The following is a 20723-nucleotide window of genomic DNA, read 5'->3' as shown; positions in this document are numbered from 1 at the left end:
ACAACTCGCCTTCGATCAATCGAATGTCACTGTCACACTGTCCGTCACCGGCACCGACTGGCACGCCAGCCGGTCGCCTTCTTCGATGTCGTCCTCGACGAGCACATCATTGACCTTCATCTCGACATCGCCGTCGACGACCCGACACAAACAAGCACCGCAACCGCCCTCTCGACAGGAGTACGGCGGCGAAAAGCCTTCTTTGAGAAGGATATCGACGAGCGAGATGTCTTTCGGCCAATCCAGTTCGGCGCGCTCCCCATCGAGATAGACCACCAGATGCGCTCGCTCGGTAGTCATCGATTCCGAGACGGTGTTGTCGACATCGAAGGGATCGGTGCGCAACGATTGGAAAACTTCCCGATGGAGATTTCGATGCGGCACATCGGCATGATGTGCCGCATCGGTTACCAGATCCATGAACTTCGCCGGGCCGCACAAAAAAAAGGCACGGTTCCGATGCTCAGCGCACAGATCGGCCACCGTTTGCCGATCCGGCAGCCCTTGCCGGATCTCCAGCCATTCGATCAGGCTGAATCGCTCCGGAAACTGATTCGCCAAATGACGCAGTTCTTCGTAGAAGATGGCGCTCTCAGCATTCTGATTGGCATAGAAGAGAATCAGGTGACCGCCGCCTTCGAGCAGAGACGACTTGATGATGGAAATGATCGGAGTAATGCCACTGCCGGCGGCAAACAGGATCATATCCGCATCGAGGTCTTTCGCCGTGAAATGCCCGCTCGGAGGCAGCACCGTCATCTTCATTCCCGGCACCGCGTGATCACACAGCCAGTTGGACGCATAGCCATCGGCCGTACGTTTGACAGTCACGGCCAGTGTGTCCTCAGCATGGGGAGAACTGGACAGTGAATAGCATCTGGCGACCGACGAACCCTCATCGACACCAGGTATACGCAGGGTTAGAAACTGCCCGGGATCGTATGAGAACGTTTCCCAGTGCCCCTCCGGAACGTCGAACCATATCGAGATCGCGTCGGCCGTCTCTTGCACGACCTGGCTGACGGTTAGCTCGCATGGAATATTTCTTTTCGAGGACATTCTTCTCTCCATCGATATCGGTTCGCCGCCCGGTTCGGCGCGATACCGGCCCGGGCGGCGGACCGATGTCAGCTTTCGCTATTCATGAGGCCGGATCGTCGACCGATTGCGTACCCCAGACGTGCCAGCGGCGCATTGAGGTCCTGGTATCTGGGCCCGACCACTCGCGTGACGAAATCGAACCCCACAGCGTCGGGACCCACGAGAACTCGCGGTCTGTTGCGTCGAACGCCTCTGAGGATCTGCTCCGCAGCGCGATCGGGTGTGGTGAGCGCGATTCGGTCGAAGCTGGCCACAATCTTCTGCTGGTCACCGATTTCGCCCACACCCCGCGCATTTCGCACGATGTTGGTGCGCACGCCCCCGGGATGGACACAGGTCACCCCGACCGGCAAACGGCCGATCCTCATCTCCTGCCGCAGCGCCTCGGTGAATCCGCGGACCGCGAATTTCGATGCGTTGTAGGCACTCTGACTCGGTATCGCCATCAGGCCGAATACACTGGACACGTTCACGACGTGCCCGTCACCCGATTCGATCAGGTCCGGGAGGAACAGCTTCGTACCGTTGACGACACCCCAGAAGTTGATCGAGATGAGCCATTCGAAGTCGTTCCAGTCCATCTCCAGAACATCGGCCCCGAGCGCGACACCGGCGTTGTTGATCACCATGCTGACCGAGCCGAAGTCCTCGACGACTCGATTCCGGTAATCCTCGAACGCCAGACGATCGGCGACGTCGAGCTTGTAGTGTCGGCTCTCGGCACCGGACGCGCCGCACATGGCGGCGGTTTCTTCCGCCCGTTCAGCATCGAGGTCGGCCAGGGCCAGGCGCGCGCCTTCGCCCGCCAGGCGAAGCGCGATCGCCCGCCCGATTCCCGATCCGGCCCCGGTCACCGAGACGACGCGGTCTCCGAAATCCTTCATTCCGCCTGATTCTCCTTCCCGGACTCGCTCGCGATCGCGGTTCCGCGACGCGCGACCGACCGCTCGCCGACGAACGCGAAGTCCGCAGCCGCGAGTTTCCGCGTCCGCCGCCAGTACTGCCAGGTGAACCCCGGCCAGACGGTGCGGTTCACGCCCTGCGCGTCGAGGTACCAACTGGTGCACCCGCCGCTGCTCCACACGCCTTTCACCAATTTCCGCTGAATGTCATTGTTGAATTGATGCTGGACCGGCTCGCGCACCTCGAGTGCCCCGGATCCGCGTTCGTTCGCGAGCCTGATGGCAGAGACGATGTATCGAATCTGACACTCGATCATGAAGACCACGGAATTATGGCCGAGACCGGTGTTCGGCCCGAGCAAGAAGAACAAATTGGGGAAACCAGCCGTGGTTATTCCGAGGTGTGTCTGAATGCCTTCGTCAGCCCAGACCGACGCGAGTTCCCGACCCGAGGCGCCCTTGAGACGGAGACTCTCGAACCCGTCCGTGACATGGAATCCGGTCGCGTAGATTATCACGTCGGCCGGTCGAGTTTCGCCGGTCCTGGACACGATCGCATCCTCGGTGATCTCGGCGATCCCGTCGGTGATGACCGTGGTGGTCGGACGATTCAGCGCCGGATAGTATTCGCTGGATCCGAGAATTCGTTTGCACCCGATGCGATAGGTGGGCGTGAGCTTTGCACGCAATGCCGGATCATCGATTCCCTGCGCGATGTTCCACTTCGCGATGTTCTCGAGTGGACGCATGAGATTGAAGTGCCCGTTCAAACCGATCGATAGCGATTCGGCCGACCAATACACTGCCGCCCGCAACGCCTTCGCCAGAATCGGCGCGTGGGTGAATGCGGCGCGCGCCGGGCGCGGGATCTTGATGTTCCGCCGGGGCAGCACCCACGCCGGTGTCCGCTGGTAGACGTGAAGTTCGGCGGCAACCTTGGCGATCTCGGGAACGAACTGGATCGCGCTCGCTCCGGTCCCGACCACCGCGACACGTTTGCCCCGCAATGAAACCTCGTGGTCCCACTGCGCCGAGTGGAAGACGTCCCCGGAGAATTTCTTTTGCCCGGTGATTTCAGGGATGCTGGGAATGTGCAGCGCTCCGACCCCTGACACCAGGAATCGCGATACGTATTCGTGTCCATCCGACGTCACCAGGTGCCACGTGGAGTCACCGGCATCCCAGTATCCGGATTGCAGCGTCCGACCGAAGTGGGTACGACGATACAGATCGTACTTCTGTGCAATACCTCGAAGGTACTCCTGAATCTCTTCCTGGCCTGCCCACAGATAACTCCAGTCCGGCTTGGGCTCGAAAGAGTACGAATACATGTGCGACGGAACGTCGCATGCGCATCCCGGATAGGTGTTGTCTCGCCAGGTTCCACCGATCTCGTCTTCCTTCTCGATCATCAAGAAGTCGTCGATTCCGGCTTTGAGCAGCTGAATCGCCATCCCCATGCCGGAGAATCCGCTTCCGACAATGAGAACTTCGGTGCGATGCACCCTGGCCGGTGCTCCACTGTTCGCGGAGCCGTCAGTCTTGCGTGTGTTCTTTGCAGAACGGGTCTTGTTCATCGGCTTCCTCCGGCCGGTGCGGGTTGCCGCTGAAAGGGCGAACCGCAGAAAGGTCTGTATCACGACCGCGAGATGCGGGTCGCGTGGGGAATTGCGACAAGGGGTCGCGGTTGAGGGGTCCGCGGCGCGCGGCAGGTGAACGGCTCATCGCGCCGCGGCCTTCGTCATCGCTGCGCGATGTCTTCGGGGAGGCTCCTCGTCAGGCGCCACAGAAACATCGTGAAGCGACCTTCGATCATGCCGGCGTCATCGAAGAATCGAATCATCGGCTCCGACATGAACTGGAGATTTTCCCGATAGTGCGGGCCGAACTGGCAAGCGATGAACCCCCGCAGCGGGTGCACCCCGATCGTCCGGTACAGCCTGGGGTTGATCAGAATCGGGTACGCCAAGTTGGCGATGACGGCGAGGGCACCTCGATGCCATGCCCGCGTGAATCGCCCTCGGGCCCGCATTCCCTCGACCAGCTCGCTCCGCGCGAACGTGATGTGGCGGGCTTCCTCGAGCACATGGATTCGCATCAGCTGTCGAACCTGCGGCTGCAGTCGTTCATCGTTCATCGCTTCACGTTGCGCGCGGTCGAGTATCTCTTCGATCAAGAGGGTCGCGCCCTGGATGGATGGGCCGAGCGGGATGAAATGCAGGATCTTCGCCAGCGACAGGAACCCTCGGGGAAGCTTGTAGGGCGCGATCCCTGTCTTCAGGATCAATCGCGCGAACATCGTGGAGTGCCGACTCTCGTCGCCGACCTCCGCGAGCGCATACAACGCCTTGTTGTCGACGAGGTCGCCGGTGGTGTTCAACCTGAGCAGCGCCATGCTCAGCAGGTTTTCGGCGTAGATTCCGAAGCTCAGGATGCTGACGAGTTCGTGTTTGCCGAGCTCGATCTTCTGTTCGTCGGATAGCCGGTTCCACAGCGACGTGCCGTAGAGCGACAGGCGGTGCTCGGGAAACCACCCCTTGTCCGGCATCCATGGGCTTTCCCAATCGATGTCGACTTCGGCGTCGTAGAACTTCTCGGCGGATGCCTTGAGCAACCGTCCTGCCGATCGCTGCAGATCGACGGGACGACGACCGCTTACCCGCGCCATGCCGTCGGTAGTGACGGCCGGTGATTTCATGATCGGCGCCCGAACTTCACTCGTGGTCATTTGTCCATCTTTCGACTAGGCCGATGACTTCGGCATCGATGTATCCGATACGGGTCCGTGCACCCGCCACGGCAACTCGGATCGTCCAAAGTTGCCATTACGGCAAGTAGCGGATACTCCGAGTATGAGGTAACTTTGAGCCACGGCGGACCCGGTTGTCAAGCAGTCGGCGCCATCTCGTCCCCGACTCGCGAGCATCGGTCCGCTCTACCGAAGTCGACCTGCCGCGCAGTCCGACGGGGATCTCACTACAAGGAGGTAGTTCCAATGAATACCCATGGACCGCACGATGATTCGGATTTCATCGGCCCCGCGACGGTGATCATCACAAGCCACGAGATCGATGTTCAGGTCGAGCTCCGCGGTTTCTTCCAACCCATCGACGGCCGCTTCTGCTGGTATGGGCGCGTGCGCCAGAACGACGCCATCGACGAACTGCTGCAGGGTCGCAGACGATCGGTGGTGATCAGGACGTCCGGAGGCGAGGCGGCGGCGACGCTCGGCGACCGAGACTTCTGGGGCCGGTACCGGATCCAGGGCCGCGGCCGCCCGCCCTATCACGTGCCGTCCTCCCTGGAGGAGATCGAAGGAACCGAGAGCTGAGCCGCGGCGTACCTGCGAGACGCAGCCACAGCGAATACGACTCACCATGCAGCGAAAGAACAAGATGATCAGTTACGGAGACCTCTCGGCCATAAGAAGGTCGGCGGCTTGGACCCTGGTGGTGACCTGCGCCGCTGTGGCGCTGGTGGTAGCCGCCATGGCCGCGCTTTATACTGCATTACCTGCCGTAGCCCTCGACACCGGAGCGGACCAGGGGGCGCTCACCTGGATGGTCGACGGATACACGCTGGTCCTCGCCTGTCTCGTACTGCCGGGAGGGGCGATCGGCGATCGCTACGGCCGTCGGCGGGTCCTGACGATCGGATTGGCCGTTTTCGCGGCCGCGTCGGCGATACCACTGATCGTCGACAATCCGACCTGGTTGATCGCGTCCCGGGCGGTGGCGGGGGCGGGAGCCGCGTTCGTCATGCCGGCCACGCTGTCGATACTGACCGCGAGCCTGCCAGACGCGCGGCGAGCACACGCGGTCAGCGTATGGGCGGGTGTCGCCGGATCGGGCGGCGTCATCGGGATGGTCGGATCCGGGCTGCTGCTGATTCGATGGTCCTGGCATTCGATCTTCCTGGGCATGACCGCCGTTGCCCTGACACTGCTGGCATTCGCCTTCACGGTGCCCGAATCGCAGGACTCCGACAGGCCACGACTGGAGATTCGCGGCATGTTCTGGGTGGTACTGAGCATCGGCACCGCCGTGTTCGCGGTGATGGAGGCCCCGTCCAGGGGGTGGACCGATACCCGCGTCCTCATCCTCGGGGGCTGTGGAGTGCTCAGTATCGTGGCGTTCATCCTGACCGAGCTCCGAGCCGAGAACCCGTTGCTGGATGTTCGGCTCTTTCGTCGCCGGGGCTTTGCGAGCGGCGCGCTGTCCATCACCATCCAGTTTCTGGTCACCTTCGGTGTGATGTTCCTGCTGGTTCAGCATTTCCAACTCATTCTGGGATTCGGTCCTCTCAAATCGGCCGTCGCTCTCGCGCCGATGGTGGTCCCTCTTGTCGCGATGTCGTTGGTGTCGCCGACGATCGCCGCACGAGTGGGACTTCGGATGACGACGGCGGCGGGACTCCTCACGATCGCGATCGGCTTGGTCGCACTGCTCCGACTCGACACCCATTCGTCCTACGTGGATGTGTTGTGGCCATTGCTGATCATGAGCGCGGGCCTGGGCATCTCCGCGGCGCCGTCGACCAACGCGATCATGATGGACACGCCGGCCGAGAAGCACGGAGTCTCGGCGGCGGTCAACGACGCGACGCGGGAGATCGGCGCGGCGATCGGGATTGCGGTAGCGGGCAGTATCTTGTCAGCGAACTACAGCTCCCGAATCGCGAATGCGATGCAATATCTTCCCGAACCGGCTCGCGGGCCCGTGCGGAGCTCGCTCGCCGGGGCACTCGAAGTCGCCAAACGTGCCGGGCCTTCCGCCGCGCCGCTCGCCGACTACGCGAAGACCGCATTCTGGGCCGGAGTTCAGCACTCAGTGCTGGCACTGTCGCTGATCAGCCTGGTGGGGGCATTGGTTCTGATTCCGCTGGCCCCAGGCAGAACCCGGACGGCTGCCTGCAACGGGCCCCGATACGCCAAGCCTTTGAACCCTCACAGTGTGAGGGTTCAGGACTTCCTTGACGTTTCGGGTCCAGGGGATCTCTGACAGGTTCGGGACTTCATTGACAGGTTCAGGGTTCAGGTTGGCGGGTTCGGGACATCCTTGCCGCGTGGTCGGCGGGTGGCTCGCAGGTAGGTGATCCGCTTGTCGGATTTGCGGACGTGCGTGCTGATTTCGATGTCGTTGTGCAGGACCCTGAAGACGGTGTCCTCCGCGAGAACGACGATGGTCTTGCCGGCGTGCGCGCGGCCGACGCGGAGCCGTTGCCCTGCCACCTGGGTGATGCCGTCAGCAGGGATGGTGCGCATGAGCTTGATCGCGCCCTGCCGGGCCGGCGGCAGCGGGCCTGTGACGGCGCGCGATCCGTTGAGGCGGCTGGCCTGTTCCGGGGAAGTCGGTGAAGGAAGCGTCTTGACCAGGTGCCCGTCGGCGATCACGTGGGCCAGGTGGCGGTCCAGCCGGAGCGTGACCTGTTGCCCGGATAGGTAGATGCCGAGCTTGAGTCGTTGTCCGGCGACGGTGACGTCGCCGTCGCGAGTGACGATCCGGTCGATCTCGACCGCGGTGCCGGTCGGAACAGCGCCACGCGGGACCGCAGAACCCGACGGCTCGGGCCCGGCCGGGCGGCCCCGTAGCCGCAGAACCGCCAGATCCTCGACCGTCAGGCGAGACTGCCGCGTGCGGATGATCTCGCCAGCGAGGGTGACATGGATGCTGTGCATTCCGGCCCAGACCGTGACCGGGTGTCCGCCGAGCGCGGCGGGGAATTTCATGTCGCTCTTGGCGCCGGGCAGGCAGAGCCGCCCGGCCGGTGAGATGACCATGTCGAGCTCGACCGGCTGGGTCTCGATCGACGTGTCCTCGTCGTGGAATCGAGGCTGGGGCAACGGAACTCGCGGCGGCTCGGTCACGGCCGGCTCTTGTGGTGGTTCGATGCCGGGAACTGGCCGGAACACAGAGAACGGCGTGGCCATTTTCAGCGCCTGGTGCGGACGTGAATGGTTATAGACATGCGTCCAGGCGTCGATCGCGCGCTGCGCGGCGGCCAGCGATTCGAACGGGCCGCAGTCGTCGAGTAGTTCCTGGCGCAAACTGCCGTGGAACCTTTCGATTTTCCCGGTCGTAGTGGGTGAGCGCGGTTTGGTGTGTCGTTGCAGGATGCCGTTCTCCCGGCAGATGCGCTCGAACATCACCTCGACCGGAAACGGCTTGGTGAACCGGCCGGTGAACTGTTTTCCGTTGTCGGTCAACACTTCCGCCGGAACACCGTAACGGTTCATCGCCTCGGTGAACGCCTGGCAGACTGCTCGCCCGGACTGCTCGACGATCACCTGGGCGATCACGATGAACCGCGGGTGATCGTCGATGCCAGTGACCAGGCTTCGCTTCCCGACCGTCGGCTATGAACAGGCCGCCCATGATGTCGAGCTGCCACAGCTGCATCGGCGCCTCACGCTGCCAGCGTCGATAGCTGCGCCGATGGTTCTGTTCCTGGTGCTGCACAAGACTATTGCGGACCAGCACCCGATACACCGTGCTGCGCGACGGAGCCTCGGCGACGCCACGCACCGCCAGCTCGTGCGCGATCCTCTGGGCACCCCACCGCGGATGCACCCGCCGCATCTCGCAGATCATCGACTCCAGCTCCGCCGGCAACCGCGTCGGCGATGTCTTGGGCCGCCGCGACCGCTCGACCAGCCCCGCCTGCCCGTCGGCTTCGAATCGGCGCAGCCACGTATGCAACGCCTGCCGTGAAGTCCCGTACTGACGTGCCACTTCCGCCACCGGCGCGCCGTCGAGCACCTCACGCACGGCGCGATACCGATGCTCGGCCCGCCACTGCCGCTGGTCCGGAACCCGGCTTTCACCGTCAACCTCGTCGACCACCCGAAGATGATCAACGACCGACCGTCAACAATGTCCCAAAACCGTTGCGGCTGTGATGAACCCGACAACAAAGTCCTGGACCTGATCGGTCAACGAACTCCTGAACCCGCACATTGACACCACCTCTTCGCGGCCAGCGCCTCCCGTGGGTGCCGCATTATGCGGAAACGTCTATCCAACTCCAGGGTGTCGGTCGACGGCTGAACCGGCGGCAGACGTCCGAAACTGCTGCGATGGCAGCGCCGCTCCAGGAAAGCAGAACCGCCCGGCACGATATCCGGGCGGTTCGTTCGTTCGTGCCTCGACTATTCGGTCACTATGACCACGAGTTCACCCGCGGCGAACTGCGCCCGCAACCGCTTCTTGTCGAACTTTCCCACGCTCGTTTTGGGGACTTCACCGATGAATGCCCAGCGTTCGGGCAACTGCCATTTCGCAAAACTCCCCGACAAGAACCGGCGCAACTCCTCCGGCTCCGCGGAGACCCCCGGACGCCGGACCACCGCGACCAGCGGACGCTCACCCCAAGTCTCGTCCGAGACGCCGATCACAGCCGCCTCGGCGACCGCCGGATGGCCCATGATCGCGTTCTCCAGATCGACCGACGAGATCCACTCCCCGCCGGACTTGATGACATCCTTCGACCGATCGACGAGCGTGAGAAACCCGTCCGCGCTGATCTTCCCGATATCACCCGTACGAAGCCACCCGTCGTCGAATTTTTCGGCGTCGACCGAGCCTCCGCCGGGCGAATAGTAGGCACCGGTGACCCAGGGTCCGCGGACTTCCAACTCCCCCAAGGACTCTCCGTCATTGGGCACGACGGTCCCGTCCGCCGCGACCAGCCGCGCACGCACCATGGCGGGAAAACGCCCCTGGGTCGACCGATATGCCCACTCCGCCGTGTCGTCCAGCCCCGCGGGAGGATGTGCCACGGAACCGAGCGGGGAGGTCTCGGTCATACCCCACGCTTGAAGCAAGGAGACCCCGTACTCCTCCTGGAAGGCCCGCATCATCGACTCCGGGACCGCGGAACCTCCAACAACGACCGTCCGCAGGTGTGAGATGTTCTGCGGCTGCGCCCGCAAGCGCGCCAGAACCCCTGACCAGATGGTCGGTACGGCCGCTGCGAAGGTCGGCCGCACCGCGGCCATCATCTCGAGCAGCGGCTCCGCTTGCAGAAAGCGGTCCGGCATCAGCACATTCGCACCCGACATGAGGGCCGCGTAGGGGATTCCCCAGGCGTTGGCATGAAACAACGGCACGATCGCAAGGACGGTGTCCGCCGCACTGAAGCCCATTCCGTTGGGAGAAATGACCTGCATGGCATGCAGCCAGTTCGAGCGGTGTGAGTAGACAACGCCTTTCGGATCACCGGTCGTTCCCGACGTGTAGCACATACCCGCTGCCGAGCGTTCGTCGATCTCAGGAAATTCGAACGTATCCGGTTGCGCCGCAAGCAGATCGGCCCAACGATGAATCACTACGCCAGGAGGCGCGGCGATCTCGGGCTTCTCGTCGCCGATGACGATGACGTGGCGCACGGTTCGCAGGTAGGGCAGGTACCGTGCGAACATCGGGACCAGGGAGCCGTCGACGAGCACTATCTCGTCCTCGGCATGATTCGCGACATAGATCAGCTGCTCGGGAAAGAGCCTGATATTCAAGGCGTGCAACACCGCGCCCATCGCGGGAACGGCGATGTAAGCGGCCATGTGCTCGTTGTTGTTCCACATGAAGGTGCCGACTCGGGTGCCTGCCCTGACGCCGAGGTCACGCAACGCGTTCGCCAGCCGGGCCCCGACAAGCCCGAGTTCGCGGTAGGTCATGGTCCGAACGCCGTCACCGGTCCATGTCGATACCGTGCTGTCTCTCTGGAAAGTGGTGGCGTAGCGCAATAGCGTCGCCAGCGACAGTTGCTCGTCCATCATCGTGCTCAGCATCGGCGCTCCCCAATATTCGATCAAGCCGGCGTTGGTGTCGCGTGCGCTCATGCGGCGTCACGCTCGGTAGCCACGGAGGGCAGGGTCAATCCGAGCAGGTGGGCGGCAACCTCACCGCACCGCTCATACGGCAGGTAGTGGCCTGCCCTCGGATACACAGCGAGGAAGGAATCGCTGAGGCGATGACGAATTGCGCGAGCGTGGTGCACAGGTGTCAGCTGATCGCGCGAGCCCACCAGGACGACAGAGCGGCAGTCGAATCGCTCGAGCATCGCGTAACGATGGTGAGACAGAATCGACCGCGTGAGAGCGGCGACGGTCCGGGGATCGCTGCGAGCCAACTGCCTGATCGCCCGGTTCCTGTCGTGGCTGGAGGATCCCGCACCGAACAGCACACCGCGGGTCAGCTGGCGGGTGACGAACAGCGGGTGTGTCGGAATGACCAGGAAGGGTGCCGCGGCCAACGCCAGCGACAGCAGCCACGCCCAGAATCTGTTGCGCGACCTGTGCCGCAGGATGTCGCCGGCACCGGTCGCGACGAACGCGACACCGGCGATTCGGGCGGCGACCAATTCGGGATGCCGTTCCGCCAAGGCCATCAACGTCATTCCGCCCATCGAGTGACCGCCGACGACGATGGGGCCTGTCGGTACCAGCCGGTCGATGACGTCCGCGAGATCGTCGGCGAGAATCTCGAGCGTCGCCGGTGCCCCGACCTGAGATTCGCCGTGCCCGCGATGATCGTAGGCGAGGACGCGGACGGTTGGATCGGCCGCGACGATGAGCTGGGCCACGTCCTCCCAGCTCTCGAGAGACAACGCCAGCCCGTGCGCGAGCACGATCGTCACCCGTGGTGTCGCCGATCCCCACTCCGCGATCTGCAGGGTCGGGTCGACTGTTCGTTTCAAAACGTACCGGTGCGGACGCGCCACTGTTACGGATGTTGATGTCATATCTTCTGTTCCTTATCAGGATCGCATCATCTATTTCGCGGGAAGAGCCGCGTCGACGCCACCGACATCGGTGATCTTCCAATCGGAGTTCTTGTCCACTGTGACCGTGTAAGTCACGGTGGTTTGCGCCCCCTCGGGCGTCTGCGCGCTGGTCGAAGTCACGTTCAAGAAGACGTTGACCACGTAGACCCCGGCGTTCTCCGACTTCAAAGCGGAACTGATAGCCGTTGCCTTCGAAGTCCAGTTGAGCGGGACGATGATGTCCTTCAGCTGAGGCGCGGTGGCGTCGAACTTATTGGACAGCGCAGGCGAAGTATTCGACTTCAGGCTGTGCACCCAATTGTCGAAATTGTGGTAGTCAATATTCGACGCGCCGATCGCATAATCCGAAGCAACCCTTTCGGCATGCTGCTGCGCCGCTGCGGCAACGTCACGATCATGCAACTCGCCTCTTGCGGTCAGCCACAAAGGGATGGTTGCAGACAATGCGACGATCAGCACAGCGATCACCCCGCCGACGAGAATGGAACGCATGCCGATCGAGAACGTCACCCCGCGAGACGCCCCCTCTCGCCGTTCCGCGGCTTTGACCTTCCCGGCATTCCGGCTCTTCGCTGGGGATTCCTTTTCGCGTTCATCGGTCTCTGCGACGGTTTCGGTAAGCATTGATTCACTCCTGTCACTCACCATGTCTGGATTACTTGACGCCGATATGCACTTGTATCGCGTCTTCGCCGGTCGCACTCAGTGCGCGTGCGATCAGATCGCTGAGGTCGATCTGCGGCATGGACGACTTCGCACTCTCGGCGAGCGGTTGAATGGTCGGTGCCAGCTGCCGCAGCTCGGGCCCGATGCGATCCAGATAGTCACCCACCTTCCCGAGAAATGGGACGACGCCGTTTCCTTGCATGTAGTCCTCGGGCATGTTGCCGATTCTGGCCAGCCGGGCGATGGAATCGGCGATGAGCGCACCCCAAGTGCCCGCTTCCTCCCACAGTGGGCCCGCGGCGGTCATGGACGGCCCGGCCCAGTCCATGTCCGAACCCATGGTCTGCAGGTTCACGAGAATCTGCCGCAGCGCGGGTGACCTGCTGAGAATCGTTTCCGAGAGCAGAGTGGTCGACGCAGCCAATTTGGGCATCACCGCTTGCGTTCCTGTCAAGGCTTGATCCAGTGTTCTCACGATGTCGCTGATTGCCTGCGGGTTCAGCTGTTTCAGCAAGTCGGTGACTGTTTGCGCGACGTCAGGTATCGATCGCGGCAACACCACCTGCGCCGATTCAAGGCGCTGGCCATCCCTGAGGTAGGGGCCGTCGCTGCTTTTCGGCGCGAATTCGATATACGGCTCGCCGAGCGCCGAGAGATCTTCGACGGTCGCGGTGCCGGAGGCAGGTATTCGGTACGCGGAATCGAGATCCAGTTTCACTTCGACTCCGCGAACAGCCTTCTCGATCGCAACGATCCTTCCCACTTTGACCCCCCGCAATAATACGGGCGAGCCCGACTTCAAGCTTCCGGCCTCGGGCAGCGCCATGGTGACGTGTGTACGGGTACTGAACCATTCGATTCTGAGTACACCGATTGCCAGATAACCGATACCGAAGACCAGTACCGACGCAATCGCGGCAAGCGAGATGACCGAACTCGGCTTCATCGGACGACTCCGATCGCGTGCAACGCTGTGAGAATACTGTTTATCCGATCATTGTCGGACACTCGAGCTGCCCCGGAATCGTTTCCCACTTGAACCCCCGTGATATTGACCTTCGGTTCATGTTCGGCAAATGGAATGACTTCGTCGTGAAGAATCGACACGATCTTGTTCAAATTCGAAGGGGCAGAGAGGTCCAGCGGCCGCGACGTGAAGAGCAGCGGGACGAACGCTCGCGCAGCCGCTGCGCCGGACTGTGCCAACGGCCCCACCCAGCGCAGCGACTCGGTCAGGAGCTTGAATCCGTCGTAGAGCGTGATCAGTCCGATCATCGAGGTCATAGACGCGGCTGCCTGGTCGACCCCGGCGTCGGTAAGGAGATAGTCCAGATCCGGAGTTCTGCGCAATATGACCTCGGTATCACCGCGCAGTCCATCGAGCACAGAATCAACAGCGTCCACGTGCGCAGCCAGGTCTTTGATATCGGAACCCAGAACCTCTGATATGGAAGCTGTGTCCTTGGGATCGGAGGGAAGGATCGCATTCGCGCGGTTGATGATCTCTTGCGCCCGCTGAATCCCTCCGCCCTGCACGAACGCCGCCATCACGTTCATCGTGTCCTCGAGTTGTAGCAGCGGTTTCGTCTGGGCACGCCCGATGGTTGCCCCGGGCGCGAGGGTCGCCCCACCACCGGACGGCGGTGTGGTCAGCGCGATGGAGACGTCGCCGAGAATCGTGGGTTGCCGCAGCTCGGCCGTCGTACCGACAGGCAGCTGGACAGAGGACATGATGTCGACGTCGACGACCACATAGCTGTCGTGTCCATTTCCGGCATCGATCAGCGTCATGTCGCGCACGATCCCCGCGCGAAGACCGTTGACCGTCACCTTTGCCCGGGAGGGCAGGTTCAGGGTGTTCGCGAATTCGATTCGCAGCCCGTACTTGGGCCCGGCGATACCCGATCCTGGGACGGAGACGGCCGACGGGTCGAATCCGCAACCTGAGACCAGGCACAAGGCTGCCGCAATCGCCGCGATCGCCGCCAACACCGCGCGCCGCCCGTGTCCACGCGGCGTCCGTGCAGCTGTATTCCTACGCTGATTCATCGCTGTGCCCCCGCTGCGCCCAGCACCACACCGGCCAGGGAAAGATTCGTCAGACCACCCACGGCGGAATCGCAACGCCCGGGCGCGATGACGCCTACGGCCGCGCACACCTTGTCCGCGTCCGGTTGCGGCAACGCCACCCGGGGCGACGCATAGGTCAGCACGTGCTTGCCGCTGTTGGGATCCAAAACGTCTCGGAATGCCTGAACGAGCGGCGGAGTCATGTCGACGATGTCCTTCAAGGATCCGACGTTGGCGCCCGCGAGGCGAGCCAGTGGCACGGTCGCGTCGAGAACCTGAAGAATCTGCTTGCCGAACATCGTCGTGAGTTCGTTCAGCCACGGAACGATGGTCCGCAACGAGTCGATGATCGATACCGTGCGCTGGAAGATTCCATGGTCGATGACCGTGAGACCGGGTGCCAGCCGCGTGATCACGGATTCGATGTCCCCCCATCCTCCGGCAACGCTGTCGGTCAACGAGCGCATCGAGTCGGTGAGTGCTCCGATATGCCCGATCGCCGCATTTGGTGAATCGAGCGCGCGGCCGAGCCTCATGATCGTGTCGTTCATTTCCGGACCGGTGCCCGACAGAGCGGTATCGAGGGCGGAGATCTCATCGGAAAGCTGCCCCTGCTGCCCCGGGGCATTTCCATTGGAGAGTTCACTGCTGAGCTTGCCCACCGCGTCGAGCGTCTGCGTCATGCTCTTCGGTGTCATGGTTCGCGAGATACAGCGGTGTGAATCCCACTCCGCGGCGGCATCGCTGTCCTCGATAAGCGCGAGCGAGCGGTCTGCGACGATCGTGTCGGACAGAGTGGTTGCCGCCAGATCACCGTGCAGCGGATGATCCGCCTCCACGTCGAACGCGACATACACCGAATCACCCCGTGGCTCGATGCGCGTCACCGTCCCCACCGTGACCCCGCGAACGGTGACATGGTTTCCGGTATACAAGCCGACCGTGTCGGGCATGTTGGCGCAGTAACTGCGCATCTTCTTCGGTGGCGTGATCAGGGTCAAATAGGCGATGAGCAGTATCAGACACAGGATCACAACCGCCAGCACCGACATGAATCCGCGAGAGGCCAGAAAACGATTCATGATTCAGCAATCCTTTCCTGGAACTGGAATGCAGACTGCCGGCGCGTCGATCACGGTTGCGGACTGGTCGACGACGACGCCGTCTCGGGAGGCCGCGACCGGCTGGAGTCGCGACAGCAGATCCTTCGTATTGGTGACGACCTGGCCCATCTCCCCGCCCAGACGCTCCAGCTCGGGAATGGCGTCGGCCAGACTCTTGGCGACCGGCTCCAAGCGCGCTCGGTACACCGGTTCGAGAGCTGCTATTCGTGACAACAGCTCGTCCATGAGCCGAACGGCCTCGTAGATTTCGGATTGTTTGTCGAGACCAACGGTCTCCATCAGGTTGACGCTGTTGATCATTCCGCCCAATATCGCCTTGGACTTATTTATTGCTCCGATGTATTCATCGGCAGTGGCAAGCGTTTCGGATATCTCTCGATTCTGTCGATCAAGGACGTCGACGAGAGAGGAGAACGCGTCGACGGCTTTTCGTATCCCCGCTGGGCCGTTGGTAAGCGAATTGTTGAGCATCGTGAGATTTTGCCGCAACGTCGATCCATCGACTTCGCCGATCGGCTGCGCAGCGTCCTGAAAGGCCCGAGCGAGACTGTACGGAAGACGAATCCTTTCCGATGGAATCGTAGAGCGCAGAGGCGAGCTTCCCGCCGAAGTAACGGCAATATAATGCCCTCCGATCAGGGTGAGCATCCGAATATCGAGCGTCGTCTGATCGCCGATGAATATTCCTCGATCTACGGTGAATCCGACTCGAACGCTCCGGCGGCCCAACTCCATAGATTTCACGGTACCGACCGGGACTCCTGCGATCCGAACGTCATCCCCTACCTTGATTTGCCCGGTCTCGGACATATCGGCCCAATAGGTCGACTTACCGATGGGGACGACATAGACGATCGCACTAGCCAGCAGCAAAAGCCCGACGAAAGCCGCTCCCAGCACCCCCCAGCGTAATTCCCGGTCGGCACGCCACATGGCCCTGAACTTGGTGCGGAATTTCTGAGAAAATCCCCAAAACCACATAATTAGCTTTTGCATATCGAAATCCTCTGACCACCGACCAGGATCTGAAACGGAGAGGGTGCCGCGACTTTGCCGTTTGAACAGTTGAGGTTCACGGTCGGACCATTGGGCGGGACCCATGCGTCCAACGTCTGGATGAGTGTCGGCAGCTTCCTCAGGACATCGACCGCCTGTTCCGGGTCCGGTAGCACCGTACGCAGCAGCGAATCCGCATCAGGGTTGCTGCCGGTAGTCAGCCCAAATGATGCCAGCAAACTGTTCAACGGCGCGATGACATCGGGGGCCATGAGGGCGAATTCGACGATCCCGTCCACCTTGCTTCGCAATGTGTTGACAACCACAGAAAGTTCGGAAACGAGCCGGATCAGTTGCGCCGAGTGCCCGCCGATGTGATCGGATATCTGTTTGAGATTGGCAACCAGAGTTGTGATGAGGGCCTGCCTGTCCACCGCATAGCTGGAGAGAGTCTGAACCGAGTCCAAAACCGATCCGACACCTGATCCATTGCCCTCGATGACCGAGATCATATTCTCGGCAAATTTATTGATAGCACCCGGCGAAAGTTCACCGAGAACTGGTTCCAATCCATTGAACAGCGAGGTGATATCGAAGGATGGAATAGTTTTCGATACGTCGATCACGCTTCCTGATGCCAACTTATTGGCGAGAACCGAAGATTGCTGGACATCGACGTACCTTTGTCCTACCAGACTTTGATAGCGAATCGCGAGCACCGTGTTCTCATATAGATGGTGGCCATTCTGCAAATGCATCTTCACGACGGCCCGACCCTTGTCGAGTCGGATCGCATCGACTTTTCCCACACGGACGCCGTCCATGCGGACATCGTCTCCAGACTTCAGACCATTGACGTCGGTGAACGCTGCTGAATACTCGGTGGTCCCGCCTTGTACCGGTCGCTGGACCGCCTGCACGATGACCACAAGAAGAACGATTATCACAATTGCCGAGACGGCAAGTTTCAGACTCGCGTAAATAAGCCTTCGCGCATTACTCATCGATCAGCCCCAGCATCCGATTTGGGCAGGGATGCCAGCAATGGAGTAGCAAGCCCTGGAAACGAGTCGACGATCACCTTCAGATTGAGCACCGGGCCATCCGGAGTCTGAGTAAAGGAATTTCCCAATCGAGCAAGAATCTCGGATAGCTGCGCACTCGACACCTCCGGAGTCGGAACCATGCTGCTCGCCGCGGAAAGGATCGGGACCAACATCGCCGTATAGTCCGAGAGATAGTTTCTAGCCGTGAAGATAGTATTTGCGAGCGCGGGGAAGAACTTCTCGCCTACGGTATTGACCGTGGTGTCGAACAGTCCACGCTGGCTGTTCAGAATCTCGATTCGGGTGAGCCGACTGATGAGTCCTACCGTTCCGTCGAACATCGCGCCGGCGCCGACCAACATCGAGCCATATTGATCCAACAGGTAGGAAGGCGGCATCTTCTGGGTTTCGGCGACCATCCGGGACATCGAGACGATGGTTTCCATCAGAGGAGTGAACTGTCGCGAGGTCTCCGAAAGCCGCATCAGCACTTCGGTGAGGCGTGGCGTGAAAAGGTCGCCGGTGGCTTCCGCGACGGTGCGGATCAGGACGCCCATGGTCGCGTCCCGCTGCCGATTCGAGCGCGGTCCGGTCAGGTCGACGACGATGCCGTCACGCAGCGGAACACCGCCGGCCGCCTCCTTCAGCGCCACTTCGCTGATTCCGAAAAGGTTTGACGGCGAATAGTTGACGAACAGGTTGTCGGTCAAGCCGATCAGATGTGCCCGGTCGAGCAGCAACGTCACCTTTTTCGTGTTGATACCGTCTGCATCCACCCTCGCGACAGATCCGACGTCCACGCCGTCATATCGAACCGGAGTTCCCACACCGATGCCATCACCGATGTTCTCGGTGCGCAAGATCACAGCCATTCGTGTATCGCGGCGCGTTTCGTGGATCAAAAACCCTGTGGCGGCGACCGTAAGAGCGATCAGCAACACCAGGCAGCCTATAAGTATGGATCCCCGTTTAGTCGACGTAACCCCGGGCAGTTCATAACTAGGCATCCATATCACCCCGTGAATTCGATCGACGAATTGATGCCCCACAACAAGATTGTCAACACCATATCGAGTCCGATGATGGCGACGAAGCTCGCCCGAACCGCCCGGCCCGACGCGATCCCGACACCCTCCGGGCCTCCTACCGCGAAGAATCCTTGATAGCTGTGGATCAGAATTACCGCAGTTCCGAATACGAGGACCTTGATCACTGCTGCGGTCATGTCCCAGCCGCTTATGAATTGATAGAAGTAGTGATCGTAGACCCCTGCAGCCTGACCATGAAGTTGAACGATCACCGTGCGGCAGGCGACATAGCTGAGGAGGAGGGCTATCAAAAAGGTGGGGACGATCGCGACCGCGCCTGCGATGATTCTTGTCGTCACGACGAAAGGTATCGATCGCAATCCGAGGGATTCCAGTGCATCAATTTCCTCGGAAATCCGCATCGATCCGATCTGCGCGGTGATACGGCATCCCGCCTGTGCGGCGAACCCGACGCCGGCGGCGATCGGAGCGAGCTCTCGGGTGTTGGCAAAGGCCGATACGATGCCTGTCACCGGCCCCATACTGATGAGATCGAGGGTCGAAAAGGACTCGACGCCCACCGAGCCTCCGATGACGAGCCCCAGGACGACCAGCATCGGAACCGTTCCTCCGCCGACGATGATGGACCCTTGCCCCCAGGTTATGTCCGTGATTGTCCGCATCGTCTCGGCGCGGTACCGCTTGAGCGTGAACGGTATCGCCGACAATGCCTGCCACGCGAACCCGATCACGAACCCCACTGCCTCGATCGGCAGGATGCGCGCGAGGCGTACCGCGGACCGTCGAATTCTGACCACACGTGGAGGGGTGAATTTCAGCTCAAACATCACGCAAGCCTCGTGGGGAGGAACATCGCAACCAGCTGCGTTATCAGTAGGTTCACTATCGCAATCGAGACGACGGATAGAACGACCGCCGAATTCACCCCATCGGCGACTCCGCGAGGTCCGCCTTTCGCCTCCAAGCCACGCTGGCAGGCGACCACGACGACAATGAACCCGAACAGCACCGATTTCACGACTGATACCCCGATATCCGCGACAGTCGTGAATGATCCGAAGGTTCCCCAGTAACTACCGGGCGTGACACCCTGCGGACCAATTGCCACCGCGTATCCCGCAACGACGCCGACGAAGATGATCAGGATATTCAGCATCGGAGCGACGAAAACCATCGCCACCATCCGCGGGATAACCAGACGATGCATCGGACTGATCCCCATGGTGCGCATCGCATCGATCTCTTCGCGAATATTTCGCGCGCCCAGATCTGCCGCAATCGCGGCCGCACCGGCCGCCCCCAACAGAAGGCCTGTCGCCATGGGCGCTCCCTGTTTTATCACGCCCAACCCGCCGGCCGCTCCGAGCAGAGAATCCGCACCGATCTGGTGAATCAGATTGCCGACCTGAACGGAGACGATTACTCCGAATGGGATAGCCATAAGCACTGCGGGAAGTGCAGTCACCGTGATCAGATACCACGCCTGCTGGATAGCTTCACGCCATTGGAACTTCAACCGGACAACATCGCTTGCCGTCCCCGCAGCCGATGCCGAAGCTACCCGCATGGTCCGACCGAAGGTTCGCAATCCGGAAACCACCGTATCGGAGAAGTTGTGCCGTACTATTCGAACGGACACGGACAACTCGTTACGTAAAGGGACCACCACAGATTCCCGTCTCATTTCTCAACTTCCGCCCGAGGACCGGAGCAGTCGCTCCGTCCGCGGTCGAATCGAAGGATTCGACCGCCTCGAAATCAGCAGAGCAGCCGACTGCGAGAGTCGTGATCGGGTACACGACCATGACCACCTCCGTGCATGCTACTCCAAGTACTAGGTACTTGAGGTACGAGTATGTGGTGGCCGTCACTCCCTGTCAACTGCCAGTTCGAGCACTGCAACAGGTTCTAGTACTCCAGCATCACTTTGTGATGTAATGCCTGTCTTCGCTGGTAGTGGGCTTGTTTTGCCTGGTGTTGATGTCTTCG

The 20723-nt window shown here is 61.3% G+C and carries 17 protein-coding genes and 1 pseudogene; 2 read left to right on the top strand and 16 right to left on the bottom strand.

From position 1 onward, the window contains the following. Positions 1–15: 15 nt before the first annotated feature. The 4 genes from A5789_RS32840 to A5789_RS32825 form a co-directional block, all read right to left on the bottom strand. A complete protein-coding gene (locus tag A5789_RS32840) occupies positions 16–1059 on the bottom strand; it encodes a ferredoxin--NADP reductase (protein WP_082941119.1) in 1044 nt (347 codons plus the stop codon). A gap of 68 nt (positions 1060–1127) precedes the next feature. After that, a complete protein-coding gene (locus A5789_RS32835; protein ID WP_064901998.1) occupies positions 1128–1985 on the bottom strand; it encodes an SDR family oxidoreductase in 858 nt (285 codons plus the stop codon). Next, on the bottom strand, positions 1982–3580 hold the full coding sequence (locus A5789_RS32830) for an NAD(P)/FAD-dependent oxidoreductase (protein ID WP_064901999.1): 1599 nt from the start codon (positions 3578–3580) through the stop codon (positions 1982–1984). Before A5789_RS32830 ends, A5789_RS32835 begins: the two co-directional genes overlap by 4 nt. Positions 3581–3744: 164 nt before the next feature. Further along, positions 3745–4731 (bottom strand): diiron oxygenase, encoded by a 987-nt coding sequence (locus A5789_RS32825; protein WP_181064693.1) that lies wholly within the window; start codon positions 4729–4731, stop codon positions 3745–3747. Between the two features lie 267 nt (positions 4732–4998). Here A5789_RS32825 and A5789_RS32820 point away from each other — a divergent pair, with 267 nt between their 5' ends. After that, positions 4999–5334, top strand: coding sequence for a DUF4873 domain-containing protein (locus A5789_RS32820; RefSeq protein WP_064902000.1), 336 nt, complete (start codon positions 4999–5001; stop codon positions 5332–5334). Positions 5335–5380: 46 nt separating this feature from the next. Next, positions 5381–7003: an MFS transporter gene (locus A5789_RS32815; protein ID WP_227463091.1), complete on the top strand. Its 1623-nt coding sequence runs from the start codon at positions 5381–5383 to the stop codon at positions 7001–7003. 32 nt (positions 7004–7035) lie between these two features. On the opposite strand, the pseudogene A5789_RS32810 reads toward A5789_RS32815, so the two are convergent. The 12 genes and pseudogenes from A5789_RS32810 to A5789_RS32755 all read right to left on the bottom strand — a co-directional run bounded on the left by A5789_RS32810 (position 7036) and on the right by A5789_RS32755 (position 20418). Continuing rightward, a pseudogene (locus tag A5789_RS32810) lies at positions 7036–8845 on the bottom strand (IS481 family transposase). A gap of 305 nt (positions 8846–9150) precedes the next feature. Continuing rightward, positions 9151–10788: a long-chain fatty acid--CoA ligase gene (locus A5789_RS32805; RefSeq protein ID WP_064902013.1), complete on the bottom strand. Its 1638-nt coding sequence runs from the start codon at positions 10786–10788 to the stop codon at positions 9151–9153. Between the two features lie 47 nt (positions 10789–10835). Continuing rightward, entirely contained in the window at positions 10836–11696 is an 861-nt protein-coding gene (locus A5789_RS32800) for an alpha/beta fold hydrolase (RefSeq protein WP_197516789.1), read from the bottom strand. A gap of 75 nt (positions 11697–11771) precedes the next feature. Beyond that, the gene (locus tag A5789_RS32795; protein WP_227463090.1) at positions 11772–12407 is read right to left on the bottom strand and encodes a hypothetical protein; all 636 of its coding nucleotides are present in this window, start codon (positions 12405–12407) and stop codon (positions 11772–11774) included. 31 nt (positions 12408–12438) lie between these two features. Then, positions 12439–13395: an MlaD family protein gene (locus tag A5789_RS32790; RefSeq protein ID WP_064902003.1), complete on the bottom strand. Its 957-nt coding sequence runs from the start codon at positions 13393–13395 to the stop codon at positions 12439–12441. Further along, on the bottom strand, positions 13392–14441 hold the full coding sequence (locus tag A5789_RS32785; RefSeq protein WP_223273897.1) for an MlaD family protein: 1050 nt from the start codon (positions 14439–14441) through the stop codon (positions 13392–13394). The genes A5789_RS32790 and A5789_RS32785 overlap by 4 nt, the downstream gene beginning before the upstream one ends. Before the next feature lie 53 nt (positions 14442–14494). Then, positions 14495–15571, bottom strand: coding sequence for an MlaD family protein (locus A5789_RS32780; protein WP_193615581.1), 1077 nt, complete (start codon positions 15569–15571; stop codon positions 14495–14497). 33 nt (positions 15572–15604) lie between these two features. After that, a complete protein-coding gene (locus tag A5789_RS32775; RefSeq protein WP_082941117.1) occupies positions 15605–16639 on the bottom strand; it encodes an MlaD family protein in 1035 nt (344 codons plus the stop codon). Continuing rightward, positions 16627–17643: an MCE family protein gene (locus A5789_RS32770; protein ID WP_064902006.1), complete on the bottom strand. Its 1017-nt coding sequence runs from the start codon at positions 17641–17643 to the stop codon at positions 16627–16629. Before A5789_RS32770 ends, A5789_RS32775 begins: the two co-directional genes overlap by 13 nt. Further along, entirely contained in the window at positions 17640–18626 is a 987-nt protein-coding gene (locus tag A5789_RS32765; protein WP_193615580.1) for an MlaD family protein, read from the bottom strand. The genes A5789_RS32770 and A5789_RS32765 overlap by 4 nt, the downstream gene beginning before the upstream one ends. A gap of 71 nt (positions 18627–18697) precedes the next feature. Further along, entirely contained in the window at positions 18698–19561 is an 864-nt protein-coding gene (locus A5789_RS32760; protein WP_064902016.1) for an ABC transporter permease, read from the bottom strand. Continuing rightward, positions 19561–20418 (bottom strand): ABC transporter permease, encoded by an 858-nt coding sequence (locus tag A5789_RS32755; RefSeq protein ID WP_064902008.1) that lies wholly within the window; start codon positions 20416–20418, stop codon positions 19561–19563. Before A5789_RS32755 ends, A5789_RS32760 begins: the two co-directional genes overlap by 1 nt. Between the last annotated feature and the right edge of the window lie 305 nt (positions 20419–20723).

This window comes from Nocardia sp. 852002-51101_SCH5132738, assembly GCF_001665695.1.
GTDB lineage: Bacteria > Actinomycetota > Actinomycetes > Mycobacteriales > Mycobacteriaceae > Nocardia > Nocardia nova.
The sequence above is the reverse complement of the archived record's forward strand: the minus strand, read 5'-3'. Positions and strand labels throughout refer to the sequence as shown.